The 21,342-nt window shown below is 72.2% G+C and carries 20 protein-coding genes and 1 pseudogene; 5 read left to right on the top strand and 16 right to left on the bottom strand.

The features are described 5' to 3' along the window. Positions 1–4 precede the first annotated feature (4 nt). Positions 5–1,387, top strand: a complete 1,383-nt coding sequence (locus DI005_RS26240) for an MFS transporter (protein WP_113643950.1) — start codon at positions 5–7, stop codon at positions 1,385–1,387. Here DI005_RS26240 and DI005_RS26235 read toward each other — a convergent pair. After that, complete coding sequence (locus tag DI005_RS26235; protein ID WP_369973622.1) at positions 1,377–2,579, bottom strand: winged helix-turn-helix domain-containing protein; 1,203 nt, start codon at positions 2,577–2,579, stop codon at positions 1,377–1,379. The two genes, DI005_RS26240 and DI005_RS26235, sit on opposite strands and share 11 nt — an antisense overlap. Before the next feature lie 68 nt (positions 2,580–2,647). On the opposite strand from DI005_RS26235, the gene DI005_RS26230 reads away from it, so the two are divergent. Then, complete coding sequence (locus DI005_RS26230; RefSeq protein ID WP_112267232.1) at positions 2,648–3,208, top strand: GNAT family N-acetyltransferase; 561 nt, start codon at positions 2,648–2,650, stop codon at positions 3,206–3,208. 27 nt (positions 3,209–3,235) lie between these two features. Here DI005_RS26230 and DI005_RS39180 read toward each other — a convergent pair. Beyond that, positions 3,236–3,622 (bottom strand): annotated as a pseudogene (locus DI005_RS39180) (GtrA family protein); the annotation flags it as partial. Positions 3,623–3,840: 218 nt separating this feature from the next. Here DI005_RS39180 and DI005_RS26220 point away from each other — a divergent pair. Next, positions 3,841–4,356: a hypothetical protein gene (locus tag DI005_RS26220; RefSeq protein ID WP_113643948.1), complete on the top strand. Its 516-nt coding sequence runs from the start codon at positions 3,841–3,843 to the stop codon at positions 4,354–4,356. Positions 4,357–4,463: 107 nt separating this feature from the next. On the opposite strand, the gene DI005_RS26215 is transcribed toward DI005_RS26220, so the two are convergent. The 11 genes from DI005_RS26215 to DI005_RS26165 form a co-directional block, all read right to left on the bottom strand. After that, positions 4,464–4,913, bottom strand: coding sequence for a tetratricopeptide repeat protein (locus tag DI005_RS26215; RefSeq protein WP_113643947.1), 450 nt, complete (start codon positions 4,911–4,913; stop codon positions 4,464–4,466). 7 nt (positions 4,914–4,920) lie between these two features. Continuing rightward, entirely contained in the window at positions 4,921–5,676 is a 756-nt protein-coding gene (gene dapB / locus DI005_RS26210; protein WP_113643946.1) for a 4-hydroxy-tetrahydrodipicolinate reductase, read from the bottom strand. Continuing rightward, positions 5,673–7,046, bottom strand: coding sequence for a pitrilysin family protein (locus DI005_RS26205; protein WP_113643945.1), 1,374 nt, complete (start codon positions 7,044–7,046; stop codon positions 5,673–5,675). The genes dapB and DI005_RS26205 overlap by 4 nt, the downstream gene beginning before the upstream one ends. A gap of 92 nt (positions 7,047–7,138) precedes the next feature. After that, entirely contained in the window at positions 7,139–9,406 is a 2,268-nt protein-coding gene (locus DI005_RS26200) for a polyribonucleotide nucleotidyltransferase (RefSeq protein ID WP_112267236.1), read from the bottom strand. A gap of 229 nt (positions 9,407–9,635) precedes the next feature. After that, complete coding sequence (gene rpsO, locus DI005_RS26195) at positions 9,636–9,905, bottom strand: 30S ribosomal protein S15 (RefSeq protein WP_110338799.1); 270 nt, start codon at positions 9,903–9,905, stop codon at positions 9,636–9,638. An 84-nt stretch (positions 9,906–9,989) separates the two neighbouring features. Continuing rightward, complete coding sequence (locus DI005_RS26190) at positions 9,990–10,544, bottom strand: 2'-5' RNA ligase family protein (protein ID WP_112267237.1); 555 nt, start codon at positions 10,542–10,544, stop codon at positions 9,990–9,992. Beyond that, on the bottom strand, positions 10,541–11,020 hold the full coding sequence (locus DI005_RS26185; RefSeq protein WP_112267239.1) for a helix-turn-helix transcriptional regulator: 480 nt from the start codon (positions 11,018–11,020) through the stop codon (positions 10,541–10,543). Before DI005_RS26185 ends, DI005_RS26190 begins: the two co-directional genes overlap by 4 nt. Before the next feature lie 132 nt (positions 11,021–11,152). Next, on the bottom strand, positions 11,153–12,118 hold the full coding sequence (locus tag DI005_RS26180; protein WP_112268264.1) for a bifunctional riboflavin kinase/FAD synthetase: 966 nt from the start codon (positions 12,116–12,118) through the stop codon (positions 11,153–11,155). 10 nt (positions 12,119–12,128) lie between these two features. After that, positions 12,129–13,028: a tRNA pseudouridine(55) synthase TruB gene (gene truB, locus DI005_RS26175; RefSeq protein ID WP_228714232.1), complete on the bottom strand. Its 900-nt coding sequence runs from the start codon at positions 13,026–13,028 to the stop codon at positions 12,129–12,131. A gap of 30 nt (positions 13,029–13,058) precedes the next feature. After that, positions 13,059–14,396 carry a nitrate/nitrite transporter gene (locus tag DI005_RS26170; protein ID WP_112267241.1) on the bottom strand — a complete coding sequence of 446 codons (1,338 nt, stop codon included), beginning with the start codon at positions 14,394–14,396 and terminating at the stop codon, positions 13,059–13,061. 118 nt (positions 14,397–14,514) lie between these two features. Next, on the bottom strand, positions 14,515–15,831 hold the full coding sequence (locus DI005_RS26165) for an MATE family efflux transporter (RefSeq protein ID WP_112267243.1): 1,317 nt from the start codon (positions 15,829–15,831) through the stop codon (positions 14,515–14,517). An 81-nt stretch (positions 15,832–15,912) separates the two neighbouring features. Here DI005_RS26165 and DI005_RS26160 point away from each other — a divergent pair, with 81 nt between their 5' ends. Both DI005_RS26160 and DI005_RS26155 read left to right on the top strand, forming a co-directional pair. Then, complete coding sequence (locus tag DI005_RS26160; protein ID WP_113643944.1) at positions 15,913–17,445, top strand: SDR family oxidoreductase; 1,533 nt, start codon at positions 15,913–15,915, stop codon at positions 17,443–17,445. Between the two features lie 71 nt (positions 17,446–17,516). Then, on the top strand, positions 17,517–18,551 hold the full coding sequence (locus DI005_RS26155) for a TRM11 family methyltransferase (protein ID WP_113643943.1): 1,035 nt from the start codon (positions 17,517–17,519) through the stop codon (positions 18,549–18,551). Between the two features lie 93 nt (positions 18,552–18,644). On the opposite strand, the gene DI005_RS26150 is transcribed toward DI005_RS26155, so the two are convergent. The 3 genes from DI005_RS26150 to DI005_RS26140 form a co-directional block, all read right to left on the bottom strand. Continuing rightward, positions 18,645–20,234, bottom strand: coding sequence for an alkaline phosphatase (locus DI005_RS26150; protein ID WP_113643942.1), 1,590 nt, complete (start codon positions 20,232–20,234; stop codon positions 18,645–18,647). Between the two features lie 288 nt (positions 20,235–20,522). Then, on the bottom strand, positions 20,523–20,975 hold the full coding sequence (gene rbfA, locus DI005_RS26145; RefSeq protein WP_113643941.1) for a 30S ribosome-binding factor RbfA: 453 nt from the start codon (positions 20,973–20,975) through the stop codon (positions 20,523–20,525). 34 nt (positions 20,976–21,009) lie between these two features. Further along, on the bottom strand, positions 21,010–21,306 hold the full coding sequence (locus DI005_RS26140; protein ID WP_112267253.1) for a DUF503 domain-containing protein: 297 nt from the start codon (positions 21,304–21,306) through the stop codon (positions 21,010–21,012). Between the last annotated feature and the right edge of the window lie 36 nt (positions 21,307–21,342).

Here is a 21,342-nt window from a genome sequence, read left to right as displayed (position 1 = left end):
GGTCATGGCCGAGACACCCACCACCGAACCACGCACCCGCTGGAGCGCCGTCGCCGCCGTCTCCCTTGGCGTGGTGCTCGTGGCACTCGACATGACCGTGGTCGCGGTCGCCCTGCCCGCACTCGGTGCCGACCTCGGCGCCGAACCGGCGCTCACCCAGTGGGTGCTGCTCGCCTACTCCCTGCCGCTGTTCGCCTTGAGCGTGCCGGCCGGGCGCTGGCTCGACCGCGCGGGGCCGCTGCCGGCGTTCGTGCTGGCGGTCTCCGGTTTCGGGGTCGCGAGCGTGCTGATCGCCGTGGCCCCGACGATGGGCGTGCTGCTGCTCGGCCGCGCCGTGCAGGGCGTGTTCGGCAGCCTCGTCAACGTCGTCGCGATGCCGATCGTGGCGGCGTCGGTCCGTCCCCAGCACCGGGCACGGGCGATGAGCATCGTGCTCACGCTCATCCCGCTCAGCGGCGTCGCGGGCCCCGCGCTGGGCGGCCTGCTCGCCGACGCCTACGGCTGGCGCTCGGTGTTCCTGCTCAACGTGCCGATCGTGCTGGCCGCCGTGTGGGCGGGCGTGCGGGCCATCCCCTCCCGGCTGCCCGGTCGCGAGGGCCTGCCGAGGCCGGACCTGCGGTTCGCTCGCGAAACGTTCGTGCTCGGCCTGGCCGGGACCGCCCTGTTCCTGACGCTCGACCTGCTCGGACGCTCGGCGGGTGCCGCACTTCCCGTGCTGCTCGGCGCTGTCACGGTCGTGGCGCTCGCCGCGTACGCCCGGCTGCCGGAGTCCCGGCCGGTCCGCGGGCTGCTGACCCGGCGCACGCTGCGGCTGCCGTTCCTCGCCCTGCCGCTGATTCTCACGGGCGTGGGCGCGCTGAACTTCCTCGTGCCCTACTTCCTCACCGAGGTGCGGCAGGCCTCGCCAGCGAAGATCGGCGTGGTGCTGCTCGCCCTCTCCGCGGGCATGGCCGTGTCCTCACCCATCGCCGGGGTGCTGGCCGACCGCGTCGGCAACCGGCCCGTGGCCTTCGCAGGCACGGTCGTGGTGCTGGCGGGCACCGTCAGCCTGCTGTTCACCGACGGCGACACGAGCGGCCTCGACCTGGCGTTGCGGCTGGCGCTGGTCGGCGTCGGCAACGGGCTGTTCGCCGGCCCCAACGCGGCCACGGTGCTGGCCCACACCCCACCCGAGCTGATGGGCACCTCCAGCGGCATCAGCGCGCTGCTGCGGACGCTCGGCTTCGCCCTCGGTCCCGCGCTCGGCGCCATGCTGTGGACGAGCGTGCCCGGCGCGGCGGGCGGGTTCACCGCGGGCATGACCGTCGTCGCGGCCGGGGCCGTCGTCGCCACCACCGCCACCGCGTGGTCACTCCGGCAGCGTGACCGGCGTGTCGTCAGCGCGTGAGCTTCCCCAGTGTCGTCGCGAGATCACCCCGCTCCCCCACCTCGACGCCGCCGAGCCCAAGCCAGCCGGCCATCAGCGAGAGCTCGGCGGCCAGCTCGGCGGCGACCCGCGCGTGGTCGGCGCCCGGCTCGGCGAACGCGCCCGGCACGCGCAGCACGCCGGCCGCACGGTCGGCCTTGAGGTCCACGCGTGCGACGAGCTCGCCGTCGAGCAGGAACGGGAACACGTAGTAGCCGTGGACCCGCTGGGGCTCGGGCACGTAGATCTCGATGCGGTACCGGAAGCCGAACAGCCGCTCGGTGCGCGCCCGTTCCCAGATCAGCGGGTCGAACGGGCACAGCAGCGCCCGCCCGGTGATCGCCCTCGGCGCCTTCGCGGCGGCGTGCCGGTACGCCTGCTGCCGCCACGACTGCACGCGCACCGGCTCCAGCGTGCCCTCCTCGGCGAGCTCCGCCACGGCCCGCCTGGTCACCTCGGGCCCGAGCCGGTAGTAGTCCCGCAGATCGGTCTCGGTCGCCACGCCCAGTGCCCGTGCCGACCGCTCGACGAGCTGCCGCGCGCCCTCCGCCGCGTCGACCCGGTGCGCCAGCAAGTCCGGCGGCACCACCCGCTCGGTGAGGTCGTAGAGCCGTTCGAAGCCGCGTCGCGTGCCGGTGGTGAGCTGGCCCATCCCGAAGAGCCACTCGCAGATCTTCTTCACCTCCGAGCGGTCCCACCACGCGCCCGGCGTCCGGCCCGACTCGCCGACGATCTCCTTCTCGATCGCGCCCGCGCCCACCGGGCCCAGCTCCTTGACCACGGCCAGCACGTCGTCGACCAGCGACGGCGACCGCTCGGCGAGCCTGCCGTAGTTGCGCCACCAGCCCTGCCGCTTCGCGCCGGAGTGCAACAGCGGCCAGTCCCCCACCGGCACCAGGCTCGCCTCGTGGGCCCAGTACTCCACGAGCAGCCTCGGCTTGCGCGCGCTGTGGGACCACGCCGCGTCGTCGATCAGCGCCGGGTCGTACGCGCCGAGCCGCGCGAACAACGGCGCGTAGTGGGCCCTGACCGCGACGTTCACCGAGTCGAGCTGAATGAGCTGCACTCGCGACAGCACCCGCGCCAGATGTCGCCTCGTGGGCGGCCCCGGCGGGCGCGGGTCCGCGAATCCCTGCGCGGCCAGCGCGGTGCGCCGTGCCACGGGCAAGCTCATTGTTCTCACGGTCAGCCATGCTGCCAGGACCCTCCGACACTTTCCGCGCGAGCCGCTAGCGTGCGGGTATGAGCACCGCCGCGGTCCACCTCGCCACCATCGCCGACGCCGCCGAGATCGCCCGCATCCAGCGGGTCACGTGGCACGCGGCGTACGCGGAGCTCCTCGGCCCCGCCGCGCTCGACATGCTCGACGCGGACGAGCTGACCCAGCACTGGCTGGAGGCGATCGAGCACCCCGGCAGCGACGTCTACCTCGCGCTCGAGGGCGAGTTCGCGGTCGGCTTCTGCGCCGCCGGCCGGGCACCGGAGGAGGAGATCGCCGCCGCCGACGGCACGCTGCCGGCCGACGCCGCCCGCACCGGGCTGATCGCCACCGTGCTCGTCGAGCCGCGCTGGGGCCGCCGGGGCCACGGCGGTCGCCTGCTGGCGGCCGCGGCGGCCGGGTTGCGCGAGCGCGGAGCCGAGCGCGGCGTCACCTGGGCCGCGCAGTCCGACCCGGCGTCACTGGCGTTCTTCCGGGGCGTGGGCTGGCATCCCGACGGCACCGTCCGCACCCTCGACACCGGCGAGCGCACCGTGCGCGAGCTGCGCCTCACCGGTTCGCTCGACCTTCGGCTCCGCGACTGAGCCGCGAGGCTCGCGGAAGACAACCCAGCGCATCACGCTGTACATGAACACGCCCTCACAGCCGCCAGCGAGCAGCCGCGCGAGGTGGTAGTCGAGACCGAGCGCCGTGAGCCCCGCGCCCACGCCGAGGATGAACGCGACATAGTTGACCACCACCGCGATGGCGTACAGCACAGCCTGCCGCCCGACAGGGGCGTGCGAGCGGAAGTTGAAGGTACGGTTGAGCACGAACGCCAGCCCGAACGCGATCGCGTAGGCCACGCTCACCGAAATGGCGATGGGCAGCTCCAGCCCGCCGTGCAGGAGCGTGAGCAGGAGCAGGTCCACCCCGAACGTGCCGCTGTTGATGAGCGCGAAGCCGAGGAACGTCGGCGGGACGATCCGGGAGAGACCGAAGGGCAACCGGGACGTCACCGCCGAGCAGAAGACGGCGAAGCGGTGCGCGATCCGGGAGGCGGAGGGGTCCCGAGGGGCGGACGTGGACACTGCGCTAGGTTGCCAGCCCAAGGTTTCCGGACACTGACGATCAAGTGAGCGTCCGGGGCACGCACTCCTTGAAGATCAAGCAAAACTCACTCGGGCGACACACGTTCGCGCTACCGTGAACCGATCACTTTTCCTGGAGGCTCTTGGTGCTTGCCTGGCTGGCTCTCACGCTCGGAGTTGCTTTCGGCTCCGCCGTGGTCCCGGTCATCAGCATCGAGGTGTTCGTCGTCGGGCTCATGACCAGTGAGAACGGCATCCCGTGGCTAGCCGTCGGCGCCGCTGTGGCGATCGGCCAGATCGCGGGGAAGCTGCTGTACTTCCTCGCCGCGCGCGGGTCCATCCGCCTCCCGGACATGCTGCACCGCAGGCTCCACCGCGAGCGCCCACCATCGGCCCGCCGCTACCGCTGGCACCTGCGGACCAAGCGGCTGCGGGCGTGGCTGGAGGCGCTGCGCGAGCGCTGCCACCGCCATCCGCACTGGATGAACGGCACCTACGGCATCAGCGCGATCATCGGTCTCCCGCCGTTCATGGCGACGAGTGTGCTGGCCGGCCTCGTGCGGATGCGGATGGCGACATTCGTGGGCGCCGGGCTGCTCGGCCGGTTCGTCCGGTTCAGCGTGCTCGCCGCGTCACCCGCGCTGTTCGCCAACCTCATCTGACCCGTTCCAACCGCAGTGAAGGCCACCATCACTGCGTTCAACGCAGGCATGGTGGCCTTCACTGCAGGCATGGCTGCCGTGGCGCGAGGCCCACGTCTGACCCGTCGCTAGGCCCGGTCGCCGGCCTCGAGCTCGATCGCCTTGCGCATCGTCGCGCGGGCGCGGCGGCGGTCGCCGGCGATGTCGTAGGCGTGGGCCAGCCGGTACCAGCGCCGCCAGTCCTCCGGCTCGGCCTCCACCTCGGCCCGCCGTTCATCGAACCAGGCGTCGGCCGCCTGGCGGTCGACCCGGCCGGACGGCCTCCTCGGCAGATCCGACACGTCGGGAAGGCCACCCTCGGCGTCGAGCCTGCGCGCGAGCCGCTGCACCTGGTTGCCCGACCGCCAGGTGGTGACCAGCATCCACACGCCCAGCAGCGGCAGAACGAGCACCGCCACGCCGAGCAGCACCGGCACCGTCTCCCCCGTGCGCAGCAACGCGACCGCGCGGCCTGCGAGCAGCACGAGGTACACGGCCACCGCGACGGTGAGCGCGATGGCCACGTTGCGAGCCCTCACCGTGCGCTCACAGGTCCAGCACGTGCTCGAGGCCTACGGTCAGCCCCGGCCGGGAACGGACCGCGCGCACGCCGAGCAGCACGCCGGGCATGAACGACACGCGGTCCATCGAGTCGTGCCGGATCGTGAGGGTCTCCCCCTCGGCGCCGAACAGGATCTCCTCGTGTGCGACGAGCCCGGGCAGGCGCACCGAGTGCACGCGGACGTCGTCGACGTTCGCGCCGCGCGCGCCGGGCCGCTCCGACGTGGTGGCGTCGCTGCCCGGTGCGAGCCCGGCGTCGGCGCGGGCCTGCGAGATCAGCTGCGCCGTGTGCGCGGCCGTGCCGGACGGGGCGTCGGCCTTGCGGTTGTGGTGCAGCTCGATGACCTCGGCGGAGGCGTAGAAACGGGCGGCCTGCTGGGCGAACCGCATCGCCAGCACCGCGCCGAGGGCGAAGTTCGGCGCGATCAGCACGCCGAGGTCGGGCTTAGCGCCGAGCCAGCCGGTGACGGTCTCCAGCCGCTCGTGGTCGAAGCCGGTGGTGCCGACGACCGCGTGGATGTCCGAGTCGATCGCGAAGCGCAGGTTGTCCATCACCGCGTCCGGGTGGGTGAAGTCCACGACCACCTGGGCCTTGGCGTCCACGAGCGCTGCGAGGTCGTCCCCGGCGTCGACGGCGGCGACCAGCTCGAGGTCGGCCGCCCCTTCGACCGCGTTGACGGCCTGCGCGCCCATGCGGCCCCTGGCGCCCAGCACGCCGACCCGGATCAGTTCCTCACTCATGCGATCACCTCGTGCAGTTCCTTCGGCAGGTCGTCGTCGTGAGCGTACGGTCCGACCACGACGGCGGTCGTCGGGCCACCACCGGGCCTGCGCAGCAGCGCACGGGCGAGCGCGGCGACGTCCTCGGCGGTCACCGCGTCGATGCGCGCCACCGTGTCGGTCACGCTCAGGTAGTGGCCGTAGTTGAGCTCGTTCTTGCCGAGCCTGGTCATCCGGGACGCCGTGTCCTCCATGCCGAGCACGAGACCGCCGCGCAGCTGGCCCTTCGCGCGAGCCACCTCGGCCTCGGTCAGCCCATCCTCCGCGACCTTGGCGAGCACCTGGCGGGTCACTGCGGTCACCTCGCCCAGCCGCTCCGGCTGGCAACCGGCATAGACGGCGAGGTGGCCGGTGTCGGCGTAGCTGGCCACCGACGAGTAGACCTGGTAGGCCAGCCCACGCCGTTCCCTGATCTCCTGGAACAGCCGCGAACTCATGCCGCCACCCAGCGCGGCGTTGAGCACCGAGAGCGTGAAGCGGCGTTCGTCGTGCCTGCTCAGCGCGGGCAGGCCGAGCATGACGTGGGCCTGCTCGGTGTCGTCGGAACGCAGCACGAGCTTGCGCGGCGTGCGCACGCGCGCTCTGCCCTGGCGCGGCGCCACCGGGGTGCCCGAACCGGACAGCCGGTCGCGCAACGCCTTGCGTACCAGGCGGAGCACCCGGCCGTGCTCGACGTTGCCCGCCACGGCGAGCACCATCTTCGGCAGCCGGTAGCGGCGCTTGTAGAAGCCGCGCAGCGCGGCGGGCGACATGCCGGTGATCGACGCCTCGGTGCCGAGCACGGAGCGGCCCAGCGCGTGCCCGTCGAGGATCGCCTCCACGAATGTGTCGTGCAGCAGGTCCTCGGGGTCGTCGTCGCGCATGGCGATCTCCTCGAGCACCACGCTCCGCTCGGTGTCCACATCGGAGTCCGCGCAGCGCGCGTCGAACACGACGTCGGTCACCAGGTCGACGGCCAGCGGCAGGTCCTCGTCGAGCACCTGCGCGTAGTAGCAGGTGTGCTCCTTCGCGGTGAAGGCGTTGAACTCGCCGCCCACCGCGTCGATCTCCTCGGCGATCTGAGTCGCGTCCCTGGAGCCGGTTCCCTTGAACAGCAGGTGTTCCAGGTAGTGCGCGGCACCGGCGACGCTGGGCTGCTCGTCGCGCGAGCCGATGCCGACCCACAGTCCGACGGTCGCCGAGCGCACACCCGGAACGCTCTCGGTGACCACCCGCAGCCCTCCCGGCAGCACGGTTCGCCTCACCAGCGAACCGCCCGCACCGTCCGAAGCGGACTCGAGGGTGCGGGTGCTGCCCACGGGCTGCTCGTGCCCGGGAATCCTTCGTGCCATGGAACCTTTGCTCGCGTCGAGGAACGGCCCGCTTCCCGTGCTCAACCGGGAAACGGGCCGTTCGTCACAGTTGTTCGGCTACCGCGTGGGCCTTACTTGGCGGCGGTGTCCTCGGCCTTCTCCTCGGCCTGCTCGGCCTCGGCCGGCTTGCCGCCCTCGGCCTGCTCCTCCTCGTCGTTGACGAGGACGAGGCTGATCTTGCCGCGGTTGTCGATGTCGGCGATCTCCACGCGGAGCTTGTCGCCGACGTTCACGACGTCCTCGACCTTGGCGATCCGCTTGCCGTTGCCCAGCTTGGAGATGTGCACGAGGCCGTCCTTGCCCGGCAGCAGGGAGACGAACGCGCCGAACGCGGCCGTCTTGACGACCGTGCCGAGGAAGCGCTCGCCGACCTTCGGCAGCTGCGGGTTGGCGATCGCGTTGATCTTGTCGATCGCGGCGGTCGCGGACGGGCCGTCGGCGGCGCCGACGTAGATCGTGCCGTCGTCCTCGATGGAGATGTCGGCGCCGGTCTCCTCGGTGATCGAGTTGATCATCTTGCCCTTCGGGCCGATGACCTCGCCGATCTTGTCGACCGGGATCTTCACGCTGGTCACGCGCGGCGCGTACGGGCTCATCTCGTCCGGCTCGGCGATCGCCTCGGCCATCACCTCGAGGATCGTCAGCCGCGCGTCCTTGGCCTGGTTGAGGGCACCGGCCAGCACGTCGGACGGGATGCCGTCGAGCTTGGTGTCGAGCTGCAGGGCCGTGATGAAGTCCTTGGTGCCCGCGACCTTGAAGTCCATGTCACCGAAGGCGTCCTCGGCGCCGAGGATGTCGGTCAGCGCGACGTACCGCGTCTCGCCGTCCACCTCGTCGGACACCAGGCCCATCGCGATGCCCGCGACCGGCGCCTTGAGCGGCACACCGGCGTTGAACAGGCTCATCGTGGACGCGCAGACCGAGCCCATCGACGTGGAGCCGTTCGAGCCCAGCGCCTCCGACACCTGCCGGATGGCGTAGGGGAACTCGTCCCGCTTCGGCAGCACCGGCACGAGCGCCCGCTCGGCGAGCATGCCGTGGCCGATCTCGCGCCGCTTCGGCGTGCCGACACGGCCCGTCTCGCCCGTGGAGAACGGCGGGAAGTTGTAGTGGTGCAGGTAGCGCTTGGTCGTCTCCGGCGACAGCGTGTCGAGCTGCTGCTCCATGCGGAGCATGTTCAGCGTGGTGACACCCAGGATCTGGGTCTCGCCGCGCTCGAACAGGGCCGAGCCGTGCGCCCTCGGGATCACGGCCACCTCGGCGGCCAGCTGCCGGATGTCGGTGATGCCGCGGCCGTCGATGCGCACCTTGTCGCGCAGGATGCGCTGGCGGATCAGCTTCTTGGTCAGCGCGCGGAACGCGGCACCGACCTCCTTCTCCCGGCCCTCGAAGGCCTCGCCCTCACCGATGCCGACCTTCTCCAGCACGGCGGCCTTGACCTCGTCGGTGGCGTTGTCGCGGTCCTGCTTGCCCGCGATGGCCAGCGCCTTGGTGAGGTCCTCGGTCGCCACGGCGGCGACGGCGTCGTAGGCGTCCTGCTGGTAGGCGGGGAACAGCGGGAAGTCGCCGGTCGGCTTGGCGGCCGCCTCGGCGAGCCGCTGCTGCGCCTCGCACAGCACGCGGATGAACGGCTTGGCCGCGGCCAGGCCCTCGCCCACGACCTGCTCGGTCGGCGCGGTGGCGCCCTCGCCGATCAGGTCGAGCGTGTTCTCGGTGCCCTCGGCCTCGACCATCATGATGGCCACGTCGTCACCCACGATCCGGCCGGCGACAACCATGTTGAAGGTGGCCTTCTCGAGCTGAGCCCAGGTCGGGAACGCGACCCACTGGCCCTCGATCAGCGCGACGCGCACGCCGCCGATCGGACCCGAGAACGGCAGGCCGCCGATCTGGGTCGACGCGGACGCGGCGTTGATCGCGAGCACGTCGTAGGGGTCCTCGGGGTGCAGGCTCTGCACCGTGATGACGATCTGGATCTCGTTGCGCAGTCCGTCCGCGAACGACGGGCGCAGCGGCCGGTCGATCAGGCGGCAGGTCAGGACCGCGTCGGTGGAGGGGCGGCCCTCCCTGCGGAAGAACGCGCCGGGGATACGGCCCGCGGCGTACATGCGCTCCTCGACGTCCACGGTCAGCGGGAAGAAGTCGAAGTGCTCCTTCGGCTGCTTCGAGGCCGTGGTGGCCGAGAGCAGCATGGTCTCGTCGTCCAGGTAGGCGACGACCGAGCCGGCGGCCTGCTTGGCCAGCCTGCCCGTCTCGAAGCGGACCGTGCGCTTGCCGAACCGGCCGTTGTCGATCACGGCTTCCGATTCGTGCACGGTGATGCCGCTTGCTTCTGTCATGGGTGAATTACTCCTCGTATTACCTCTCGGACGGCGTACAGCCCCCACCCGTCGGGGGCGACGCTCGAGGTACGAGGCCGGTCATCGATCGAAGCCCTCGGGGATGTCCCGGGAGCCACTACCGAGGACCGGCTGTGGCGTCCTCGCGCGCGCTGCGTCCGTCCTGTACTTCTCTTGCTTCTTGTACCGAGGGGGAGCGACCCGGCGGGTCACTCCCCCTCGGAGCTCGTCAGCGGCGGAGGCCGAGTCGCTGGATCAGCGACCGGTACCGCTCGACGTCCACCTTCATCACGTAGTTCAGCAGCCGGCGACGACGGCCGACCAACAGCAACAGGCCGCGACGGGAGTGGTGGTCGTGCTTGTGCACCTTGAGGTGCTCGGTGAGGCCGATGATCCGCTTGGTGAGCAGGGCCACCTGCGCCTCGGGCGATCCGGTGTCGGAGTCGTGCACGCCGTACTCGGACAGGATCTGCTTCTTCTCCTCGGTGGACAGAGCCACTCGCATACTCCTTGGTTATGTGCCGTGTAGGTAAGGACAGTCTCGGCCGCCACGGACCGCAGCCGGACTCAACTATCGAGGGTATCAGGAGGGCTCCCCGTCGACCGGTCGGCCGAGCGGGAACCGCACGACCGTGGTGTAGGCGGGCCCCCGTTCGCCCGGGTCGCTGCGCATGAGCACGGCCTCGTCCGCGATCCACTCCGGACTCCGGTACTCCGCGAGCAGCCGCGCCCACGCCACCAGCACCGCCGGTGCGTGCCCCCTCGCCAGCGTGAGGTGACCGTGGAAGGCCTGTTCGGCTGGAACGCTCTCGCCGGGCCTGACCGCCTCGGCCAGCTCGCCGAGGCCGCTCCCCCGTACCCCTGTCCAGAGTACCCCGCGGAACGTGCCCCCGGCTTCCAGCCGGAGGACCGGGGCCGAGCGGCCGGCCAGCCGCCGCCGAAGCCAGTCCGTCCTGGCCGCGATGTCGTCGAGGCCGTAGAAGCCGAGCGTGACGTGCCAGCTCTCCGGCGCCGCCCAGCGCAGTCTCCGCGAACCGGGCCCCTTCGGGTGCCGGGCCAGCTCCGCCCGCAGCGAGGCCAGCACCTCCTGCGGCGGCACCAGCGCGCTGAACAGGCGCGCGACGCCGGGCTCGCTCACCCCGACTTGCCCGCCCTGCGCAGCAGGTCGGCGATGGCGGGGAAGTCGGCGTCCAGCAGCTCGGCGGCGTCGAGGAGGCTCTCGTCCTCCGCGACCTCGCGCAGTGCGGCGAGCACGGTCTGGTCGTCGGGAACCGCCCCCACGGGGAAGTTGTCCCTGCTCACGGTGGGCCGTGCGGTCTTGACGTCCTCGAGCGCGGCCCGGATGGCCTCCTTGCTGCCCGCCGCGACCTCGGGGGTCAGCACCTTGCGCTCGAGCATGATGAGGCGGGACAGCACCACGGGGTTGCCGATCTTGGCGCGGCGACCGCTCATCACCTGGCTCAGCATGGGCGCGCTGATGCCCAGCACCTCCGCGAGATAGGCCTGCGACACGTCGAAGGCGACCACCAGCCTGCGCACCCGGTCACCGAGTGGTTCCCCGTACCACTCACGCTGCAACGCGATGTTGCGCTGGACGATCCTGTGGTCCTCCACTGTCAGCCTGCTCCCCTCGGCACTTCTGTGCAGACCTCGTCGGCGGTTCGTGAAAGCATCTTGCCAGGTCGGGTCCGGCGGCCGGGCCGGAATGGACCAGCCGTTCGCATTTGCACCCGGCCGGGGAGCGGCTCAGGCGATACCGAGCAGCTCCCGCGTGCGGGCCACGTCGTCGCCGATCTGCGCGACGAGCCCCTCGACGCTGTCGAACCTGACCTGCCCGCGCAGGCGGGCGACGAAGTCGAGCGCCACGTGCTGGCCGTAGAAGTCCTCGTCGACGTCGAGCACGAACGCCTCGACGGTGCGCTCCCGTCCCGAGAACGTCGGGTTCGTGCCCACCGACACGGCACCGGGCAGCCTCTCGTCCGGCTTGGTGGAGCGGATGAACCAGCACGCGTACACCCCGTCGGCGGGGATCGCGGCGAAGCGTGGGGCCGACAGGTTCGCCGTGGGATAGCCCAGGTCGTGCCCCCGCCCGTCGCCGCGAACGACGATGCCCTCGAGCCGGTGCGGCCTGCCGAGCGCCTCGGCCGCGGCGGCGACGTCACCGGCGTCGATGCACGAGCGCACGTAGGTGGAGGAGAACGTGATCTCGCCGTCGTCCTGCGCGTCACCGGGCAGCGTCCGACCCTGCAGCTGCGCGCCGTGCGCCACGAAGCCGAACCGCCTGCCGAGCGTGCGCAGGGTCTCGACGTTGCCGGCGGCCTTGTGCCCGAACGTGAAGTTCTCGCCCACGATCACCGCGGCGGCGTGCAGCTTGTCGACGAGGATCTCGTGCACGAACTCGTCGGCGGTCAGCCGCGACAGCTCCGGCGTGAACGGCAGCACGGCGAAGACGTCGACGCCCAGCTCCTCGACCAGCTCCGCCTTGCGCCGCAACGTGGTCAGCTGCGCAGGGTGGCTGCCGGGGCGCAGCACCTCGGACGGATGCGGGTCGAACGTCAGCACCACGCTCGGCACGTCCCGCTGCCGGGCGGCCTCCACGGTCCTGCTGATCAATGCCTGGTGCCCCCGGTGCACCCCGTCGAAGACCCCGATCGTGACGACGCACCGCCCCCAGCCACCGGGCAAGTCCGTCAAACCCCGCCAACGCTGCACGGTGCCCACCCTATGCCGGGGCGAGCACGACGACCGGGCGGGTGACGTCCCGCGCGTCGGCGGCGAGCGCGAGCACGTGGCCGCCGGGATCGAACACCCCGTAGGTGCCGGCGATCCCGGCCGCGGGGATGGCCTGCCCGTGCCGCACGGCCCTCGCGGTGGCGGCGTCGACGTCGCGCCGGGGGAATGCCGCGGCGACGGCCTCGTCCAGCGTCAGCGAAAGGCCGGGTTCGGCCTCGATCGACTCCAGCGTGCGCGCGGCCGCGAGCGTGAACGGTCCGACCGTGGTACGGCGCAGTGCCGCGAGGTGCCCGCCGACGCCCAGCCCGGCACCGAGGTCCCGCGCGAGTGCCCGCACATAGGTGCCGGACGAGCAGTCGATCATCACGTCGAGCTCGATCCGACCGGTCTCCCGGCGCGTGGCGAGCAGGTCGAAGCGGTACACGGTGACGGGGCGCGGCGGGAGGTTCACGTCCTCTCCCGCGCGGACCCGCGCGTAGGCGCGCTTGCCGTCGACCTTCACCGCGCTCACCGCGCTGGGCACCTGCTGGATCTCGCCGGTGAGCTCGGCCACCCCCGCCGCGATCGCCTCGTCGGTGACGCTCGCGACCTGCTCGGGAGTGGCCTCGGAGAGCGGCTCGCCCTCGACGTCGTCGGTGGTGGTCGCCGCGCCGAGGGCGAGCGTGGCCAGGTAGGTCTTGCGGTCCAGCGCCAGGTGCCCGAGCAGCTTCGTGGCGCGCTCGATGCCGAGCACGAGCACTCCCGTCGCCATCGGGTCGAGTGTGCCGGCGTGGCCGACCTTGCGGGTGCCCATGATGCGGCGGGCCCTGGCGACCACGTCGTGTGACGTCATCCCGCTGGGCTTGTCGACGATCAGCAGGCCGGGAGGCGGAGGAGGCGGTTTGGGCACGGCAGCACACTGTAACGAAACGCCGTCACCTCACGCCGGGGCGGCCACCCGGTCCCGCTGGGGCGCGCGCACGTCCCACGGCCGCCTGCGCAACCGCACGGGCACCGGTTCGCCACGCTCCTGCGCCGCGAAGACCGCCGCCCGCGCCCGCCGGTACCACACGGCCATGCGCCACGTCCCCACCGCGAGCACGGCCACGACCGACAGCAGCGCGATCCGGAAGTTCCCGCCCGTCGCCTCCAGCAGCACCCCGATGAGCAGCGCGGTGACGGTGGTGGCGACGAAGCCGCCGACGTTGACCACCCCGGTCGCCGTGCCAACGCGGGGCAGCGGGTTGTAGTCCCTGGCCAGCGCGAAGCCGATGGTCGAGACCGGACCGCCGAAGGAGAGCACGGCGAACGCGGGCACGAGCACGCCAAGCGGGATGCGGCCGGGCCAGCTCAGCAGTACCGCCCACGTGGCCGCGGACGCGGCGAGGAAGCCGAGCACGATCGGCATGCGGGCCTCGGGCCTGCGGCCGATGAGCCCGCCCACGAGCGGCCCGCCGATCATCGAGCCTGCGACGAACACCACGAGCAGCGAGCTCGCCGTGGTGGCGGCGTAGCCCTGCCCCTGCACCAGGAACGGCACACCCCACAGCAGCACGAGCACGTTCTGGCTGAACATCGTGGAGAAGTGCGTCCAGAAGCCGAGCCGGGTGCCGGGTACCCGCAGCGCCGTGAGGACCTGCCCGCCGACCTCGCGCATCGAGACGGCCTCGGACTCGGTGGTGCGCGCGACCGGGCTGTCGTGGACGCGCCACTGGACGACGGCGACGAACAGCACGGTCACGAGCCCGGCGGCGAGGAACGTCGGCAGCCAGCCCGGACCGGCGAGCAGCAGCGTCAGCGGCAGCGTCGCGGCGAGGTTGCCCAGGAAGCCCAGCGCGCTGGTGAACGCCGTGACGAGCATGTACTGGCGGGCGGGAAAGTGGTTGGCGGCGAGGCGGAGCACGGAGACGAACGTGAGCGCGTCGCCGACGCCGAGCACGCCGCGGGCGAGCAGCCCGAGCGCGTAGGTGTGGGCGACGGCGAGCAGGATCTGCCCCGATCCGAGGAACAGCAGCGCTGCCGTCAGTACGGCGCGCGGTCCGAACCGGTCGACGAGCACTCCGGTGGGGATCTGCATGGCGGCGTAGACGCCGACCTGCAGGACGGTGAAGGTGCCGAGTGCGGCGGCGCCGACGCCGAAGCGGTCGGCGGCCTCGAGTCCCGCGACCCCGAGCGAGGTGCGGTGGAAGACGGCGAGGATGTAGACGAAGGCGGCGGTCAACCAGATCAGCCACGACCGCGCGCTGGCTCGCGCGGCCGCCGGACTCCGGGACGGCAAGAAACCCCCTTGGTGTTCGTGATCACGGACAGGCGGAAGGGACGGATGCCGTCCCAGTTACTTGTATCGGCTAACCAATGGCCGTTCATACCGTCCCGCGCGGTGCGATTGGCCACACTCACACGCGCACCGCGCCCTCGACGGCCCAGTTGCCAGAGCGCCAGCGCACGAGCACGAACCCGAGCCGCAGCAGCATGAACAGCGACAGGCCCGACCAGATCCCGACGAGTCCCCAGCCGAAGCCGAGCGAGGCCCAGATCAGCGGGAGGAAGCCGAGGATCGCGCTGGCGAGCGTGGCGTTGCGCAGGAACGCGGCGTCTCCCGCGCCGAGCAGGACGCCGTCGAGCGCGAACACCACGCCGGCGACGGGCTGCAGCGCGACGAAGAACCACCACGCACCGGGCATCTCGCCGAGCACGCCGGGATCGGACGTGAAGGCGTGTGGCAGGACCTGCGACAGGGCCGCGAAGACCACGCACAGCGCGCAGCCGAGGATCAGCCCGTACAGCGTGATCTGCGCGGCCACGCCCCGCGCCTTGCGCCCGGAGCCCGCGCCGAGCGCGGCGCCGACGAGCGACTGCGCGGCGATCGCCACCGAGTCGAGCACGAGCGACAGGAACGTCCACAGCTGCAGCACCACCTGGTGGGCGCCGACGGCCTCGGTGGACGTGCGGGCCGCGACCGTGGCCGCGGACAGGAAGCACGCCTGGAAGCCGAGGCTGCGCAGCACGAGGTCGCGGCCGAGCTTGAGCTGCGCCCACATCACCGACGGGCGCGGGCGCAGCCTGGCCCGTTCCCGCGCCAGCGCCCCGAGGAACAGCGCGCCGGAGACGGTCTGCGCCACGACGTTCGCGACGGCCGAACCCTCGAGGCCCATGCCGGCGGGGTAGACGAGCAGCGGGCACAACACGGCGGAGAGGCCGTTGCCCGCGAGGACGTAGCGCAGCGGCCGCACGGCGTCCTGCACGCCGCGCATCCAGCCGTTGCCCGCCATCGTCACCAGGATCATCGGCGTGCCGCAGAGCGCGATCCGCAGCCACGAGACGGCCTCGGCGGTGATCGCCTCGTCGCCCGACATCGCGCGCGCGACCGGTTCGGCCAGCAGCTGGCCGAGCCCCAGGATCACGCAGCCGACCGCGAGCGCGAGCCACGTCGCCTGCACGCCCTCCTCGACGGCCTCGGCGCGGCGTCCCGCCCCGTGCAGCCGCGCCGTGCGGGCCGTGGTGCCGTAGGACAGGAACGTCAGCTGCGTGGAGACCAGTGACAGCAGCACGCCCCCGAGCGCGAGCCCGGCCAGCGGCAGCGCGCCGAGATGCCCGACGACAGCCGTGTCCACGAGCACGTACAGCGGCTCGGCGGCCAGCACCCCGAGCGCGGGGACGGCGAGCCCGAATACCTTGCGCGCGGGGACGCGTTCGTCGAGCGTGCTTGCCACGCGCCGAGCGTAGCCAGTGGGTACGACAACCGGTCATCCGACAGATGCCGTGCCGGTAGCGCCGTTCCTACCGTCACGGGCATGAACGAACCGAGGACGATCCTGGTGAGCGGCGCGACCGGCACCGTGGGGCGGCACGTGACCGCCGGGCTGACGAGCCGAGGCGTGCGCGTGCGCGCCCTGACTCGCGACCCCGCCGCAGCGGACCTGCCCGCCCGCGTCGAGGCCGTGCCGGGCAGCCCGTTCGACCCGGCGGGGCTGGAACCGTGGCTGGACGGCGTGTCCGGGGTCTTCCTCATGCTGCCCCGCTTCGCCGACATCGCCGCCGTGCGCGAGACCGTCCGCGTCATCGCGCGGCACGCCGAGCACGTGGTCTTCCTGTCGTCGGGCGCGGTGCGGGACGGCGTCCCCGCGACCGGGCAGAGCGGTGCCATCGCCCGGGCGCACGCCGAGGTGGAGGAGGCGATCCGGGACTCCGGGATCGCGTGGACGTTCCTACGCCCGTACCGGTTCGCGGCCAACATCCTGCGCTGGGGTGAGGCCATCCGGGCCGGTGCGCCGGTGCCGGTGGTCCTGCCGCACGTACCGGTCACGCTCCTGGACGAACGCGACATCGCCGCCGTCGCCGTCCACGCGCTCACCGAGGACGGTCACGCCGGCGCCCGCTACGAGCTCACCGGTCCCGAGCCGCTGACGCCCGTGCGGCAGCTGGCGATCATCGGCGAGGTCACCGGGCGCCGCATCGCCTGGACAGAGCGGCCGGCCGAGGACTGGATCCGCACGGTCCTCGGCCGGGACGCCACCGACGCCGAGGTGGCCGGCATGCGCGCGAACATCGAGGACTCGGCGTCGTCGGTCACCGACACGATCACGCGGGTCACCGGCAGGCCCGCGCGCACGTTTCGCGAGTGGGTGTTCGAGCACACGCACGAGCTCACCGGCCCACTGCCGGAGTTGAGGCGGGACGACGCGGGCTTCGTCCTGGCCAGCACCTGGCGGGTCGCGGACCCGGCGCGGCAGCGCGCGGCCGCGGCCGCCGCGCTCGACGACTGGCGCGACCGGCCGTGGCCGCCAGGGCTGCTCGCCCACAGCGTGCTGCTCGGCACGGACGGCCACACCCTGCTCCACTATTCGCAGTGGACGGACTCCGGCGCCGTCGAGGCCTTCCGTCGCGCTGGCCGGACGCGCCGCAACGACGACATCGACGCCGTCGTGTCCGGCATCGAGCGCCTCACGGCGACCGGCTACCGGCGCTACCGCAGCGCCGTGCCCGACCGCCCGATCGAACCCGGGATGGTGGTGCTCGTATCGTTCGCGACCGAATCGGCCGCGGTCGGCGCGCGATTCGTCGATGCGCTGCTGACCCGGCATCCCGTAAACACCGGTGAGCGGCCTCCGGACGGCATGGGCGGCAACCACTTCCACCTCGCGGTCGACGGCAGCCGCGTGCTCAACTACGCCGAGTTCACCGACGAGGCGGCACATCAGCGGGTCGTGGACACCCGACTCCGCGCCGGCGACGACGTCCCCGGACTGATCGCGGGCACACCGGGGCTTACGCCACTCGGATTCGAGCGGTTCCTGCCCTACGGCACCCGGTACGGACGCGGCTGAGCCCGCCACGCTCGCGCGTCCCCGCCCTGCCCGGGCGGGGACGCCGCGGGTCGCTGGCTAGTCTCTATCCGATGCCCGAGTACGCGATCCTGATCCTGCCGTCGGCCAACCGCGTCTACACCGAGACGTCGAGCCGCCTGCTGTGCGCCGAGCTGACCGTGTTCGGCGAGACGGTGGTCTCGACGGACGTGGCCGACGTCGGCGTGCGCACGATCGGCGGAGCCGACTACGTCACGTTCACCACCTCCTCGGCGCTGACGGGGGACGACGTCGCGGCGCTGTCGAACCTGTCGTCGGCCTACGTGCTGTTCGAGGTCGCGGGCGAACTGCTGCGGCCGCTGGCGCTGGCCCCGCGCGACCGGTTCGACTCCGACCTGCTGACGATCCAGAAGTACACGGGCAAGACCAACGAGCTGTTCACCAAGCTGCTGCTCAACCTCACCGTGCTCGCCACGGACCGTCCTCGCGCGCTGCTCGACGGGCGCCTGCACGTGCTGGATCCCTTGTGCGGCAGGGGAACCACGCTCAACCAGGCGATGATGTACGGCTACGACGCCACGGGCCTCGACGTCGACGGCAAGGACTTCGACGCCTACCAGCAGTTCATCAAGACCTGGCTGCGCACCAAGCGGATCAAGCACACCGCCGACGCGACCTCCTTGCGCCGCAACAAGGTCCGCCTCGGCAGGCGGCTCGACATCTCCTACGCCGCCACCAAGGAGGAGTACAAGGCGGGCGATACGCGCACGCTCACCTACCTCAGCTGCGACACGCTGCACACCGACGAGCTGCTACGCCGCGGCTCGGCCGACGTGGTGGTCACCGACGCGCCCTACGGCGTGCAGCACGGCAGCCGGACCCAGGACGCGGGCCTGGCGCGGAGCCCGAGGGACCTGCTCGCCGCGGCCGTGCCGGTCTGGACCAGGGTGCTGCGCACCGGCGGCGCACTGGGCATCTCGTGGAACACGCACGTGATCACGCGCGACGAACTGGCGGCGATCCTCACCAAGGCGGGGCTCACGGTGCGCGAGGGCGGCCCGTTCGACGGCCTGGCCCACCGCGTGGACCAGGCCATCGTCCGCGACGTGCTGATCGCGCGGAAGTGACGGGTGATCGCCCCCAGGGCACGCTGGTAGCGCACTGGGTCGCGGCGGTGGCCGGAGACGGGCGGGCGCGACCAGAGTGCCCTGTGGGCGGTGTCAGTCCTCCACGTGCGCGACGCCGGACCTGCCCGCCTCGACGTAGACGCTCGCTCGCGTGGTGACCGGCGCGCCGGGTGTGGTCACCTGGCCGAGCACGCGGTAGTCGGTGCGCAGCCGGCCCGGGGTCAGCTCGCAGCGCATGTACCCGCGCTGGGCGTTGTGGAAGCGCATGTGCGGGTTCTCCCGCAGCCAGGTGTGGCCGAGCGTGTCCATGTCCTGGCCGTTGCCGCCGGAGCTGACCGACGTGCCGAGGAATTCGGTGCCCACGGCGGGCGCGTCGGGGTCGTCGAAGTCGACCTTCAGGTCGGCGGCGACGCTGCGGTGGGCGTCGCCGGTGAGCACGACGAAGTTGTCGACCTTCCGGCGCCGCACCCCGTCCAGGAGGTCGCGCCGTGCCGCCGCGTAACCGTCCCAGGTGTCCATGCCGAAGCCCCGCTCCTCGCCGTCGAGGTGGTCGGCCTGCATCATGAACACCTGGTTGCCGAGGAGGTTCCACGTCGCGCGCGAGCGCTCGAGGCCGCGCAGCACCCAAGCCTCCTGCTCCTCACCGAGCATCGTGCGCGTGGGGTCGAGCCGGTCGGCGCAGCCGCTGCGCAGGCCGTCACCGCACGCCTGGTCGTCGCGGTACTGGCGGGTGTCGACCATGGTGAACTCGGCGAGCCTGCCGTAGGGCACCCGGCGGTGGAGCCGCATGTCCGGCCCGTGCGGGCGCTGCACGCGGCGCAACGGCTGGTTCTCGTAGTAGGCCTGAAACGCAGCCGCCCTGCGCTGCAGGAACACCGCGGGATCCTGGTCCGGCTCGGTGTCGGCCTGAGAGACGTCGCCGGCCCAGTTGTTCTCCACCTCGTGGTCGTCGAGCACCACGAGCCACGGGGCGGCCGCGTGCGCGGCCTTGAGGTCGGTGTCGCTCTTGTACTGGCCGTAGCGGATCCGGTAGTCGGTGAGCGAGAACGTCTCGGCCGCGGGCAGGTGGCCCCGGCCGATGCTGCCCTGGCCGCCGCCCTCGTAGATGTAGTCGCCGAGGTGCAGCACCAGGTCCAGGTCCTCCTCCGCCAGGTGCCGGTAGGCGGTGTAGTAGCCGTCCGGATAGCTCTGGCAGCTCACGACGCCGAAGGCGAGCGACGAGAGCGCGGCGCCGGCCCACGGGGCGGTCCTCGTGCGCCCGACCGGGCTCAGCTCGCCGCCGGCGCGGAAGCGGTACCAGTACTCGCGGTCGGGGCGCAGTCCCTCGGCCTCGACGTGCACCGAGTGCGCGAGCTCCGGCGACGCCTGCTGTGTCCCGGCGCGCACCACGCGGCGGAAGCGCGGGTCCTCGGCGATCTGCCACGCGACGTTGACGGCCTTACCTGGCATGCCGCCCGTTCCGTCCTCGGCCACCGGGTCGGGCGCGAGCCGGGTCCACAGCACGACACCCGAGGACGTGGGCTCCCCCGAGGCGACGCCCAGCGCGAACGGGTCCTCCCGGAACCGCGGGGTCGCCCACACCGGGCCCGAGGACGCCCCGGCCACGGCGAGCGCCGTGGCGAGCGTGCCACCGCCCGCGAGTGCCAGGAAGCGCCGACGGTCGAAGTCCGATTTCTCAGCCATGTCTCTCCCTCTGCCGTGGCGGATCCGGCTCATCCAGCCAGGGCAGGGCAACGCGAAGACCAGCGCCGCCGGAACGGGACGTGACGCGGCGGCCAACCTTCGGCGCCGTCGGCACGGGCGAGAAGCGGGCAGCCGTGGTGCCTCACGCTCCCGCGGTGAAGGCCACCTTCACTGCGTGGAATCGGGCACAGCGGCGCGCAGCGTCTCCGTCCGGGCGGTGGAGGGAGACGGGCGGGCGCAGGCAGGTGGCCTTCACTGCACGGCGGCCCGGGAGCGAGGCGGGGCTCGCTACTCGTCCTCGGCCTTCTCCTCGCGGGGAACGCGGTAGGGGTCGGGATCGCCCGCGGGCTTCGCGCCGGTCGCCTGGCGCGCGACCTCGGCGTCGGCCTCGCGGGCCCTGGCGAGCAGCTCGTCGATGTGGCGCGCGTCGGCGGGCACGTTGTCGGGAACGAACGTCAGCGTCGGCGTGTAGCGCACGCCGGTGCCCTGCCCGACCTTGGTCCGCAGGACGCCGCGGGCGGACTCGAGCGCCGCCGCAGCACCGGCGAAGTCCGGCGCGGAGTCGAGGTTCTCGCCGAGCACCGTGTAGTAGACGGTGGCGTCCCTCAGGTCACCGGTGATCTTGGCGTCGGTGACGGTCACGTTGCCGAGACGCGGGTCCTTGACCTCGTGCTCGAGCGCGGACGCGACGATCTGCGCGATCCGCTTGGCCAGCCTCCGTGCGCGAGCCTGATCGGCCACGACGCACCCCCTTACTCGTTTCGCAAACCAGCCACTAGTCGTCATCCGGGCCGAGCAGCCGGCGGCGGGCCGACAGCAGCTCCAGCTCGGGTCGTGCCGCGACGAAGCGTTCACACGCGTCGAGCACGTCTCTCACATGCTCGCCGTCCGCCGCCACGACGGCCACTCCAACCAGCGCGCGCCGGTGGAGATCGAGGTGGCCCGCCTCGGCCACGGACACGTCGAAGCGCTTGCGCACGTCGGCGAGCAGCGGCCGCAGGGCGGACCGCTTCTGCTTCAGCGACCGGATGTCGCCGAGCAGCACATCAAGCTCAAGGGAACCCACGAACACCGGTCGTCACCCCTCGCACGAGAGACCGCTGGGCGG

It is taken from the genome of Prauserella sp. PE36 (assembly GCF_003311655.1).
Taxonomy (GTDB): domain Bacteria; phylum Actinomycetota; class Actinomycetes; order Mycobacteriales; family Pseudonocardiaceae; genus Prauserella_A; species Prauserella_A endophytica.
This window is presented reverse-complemented; position numbering and strand designations above follow the sequence as displayed.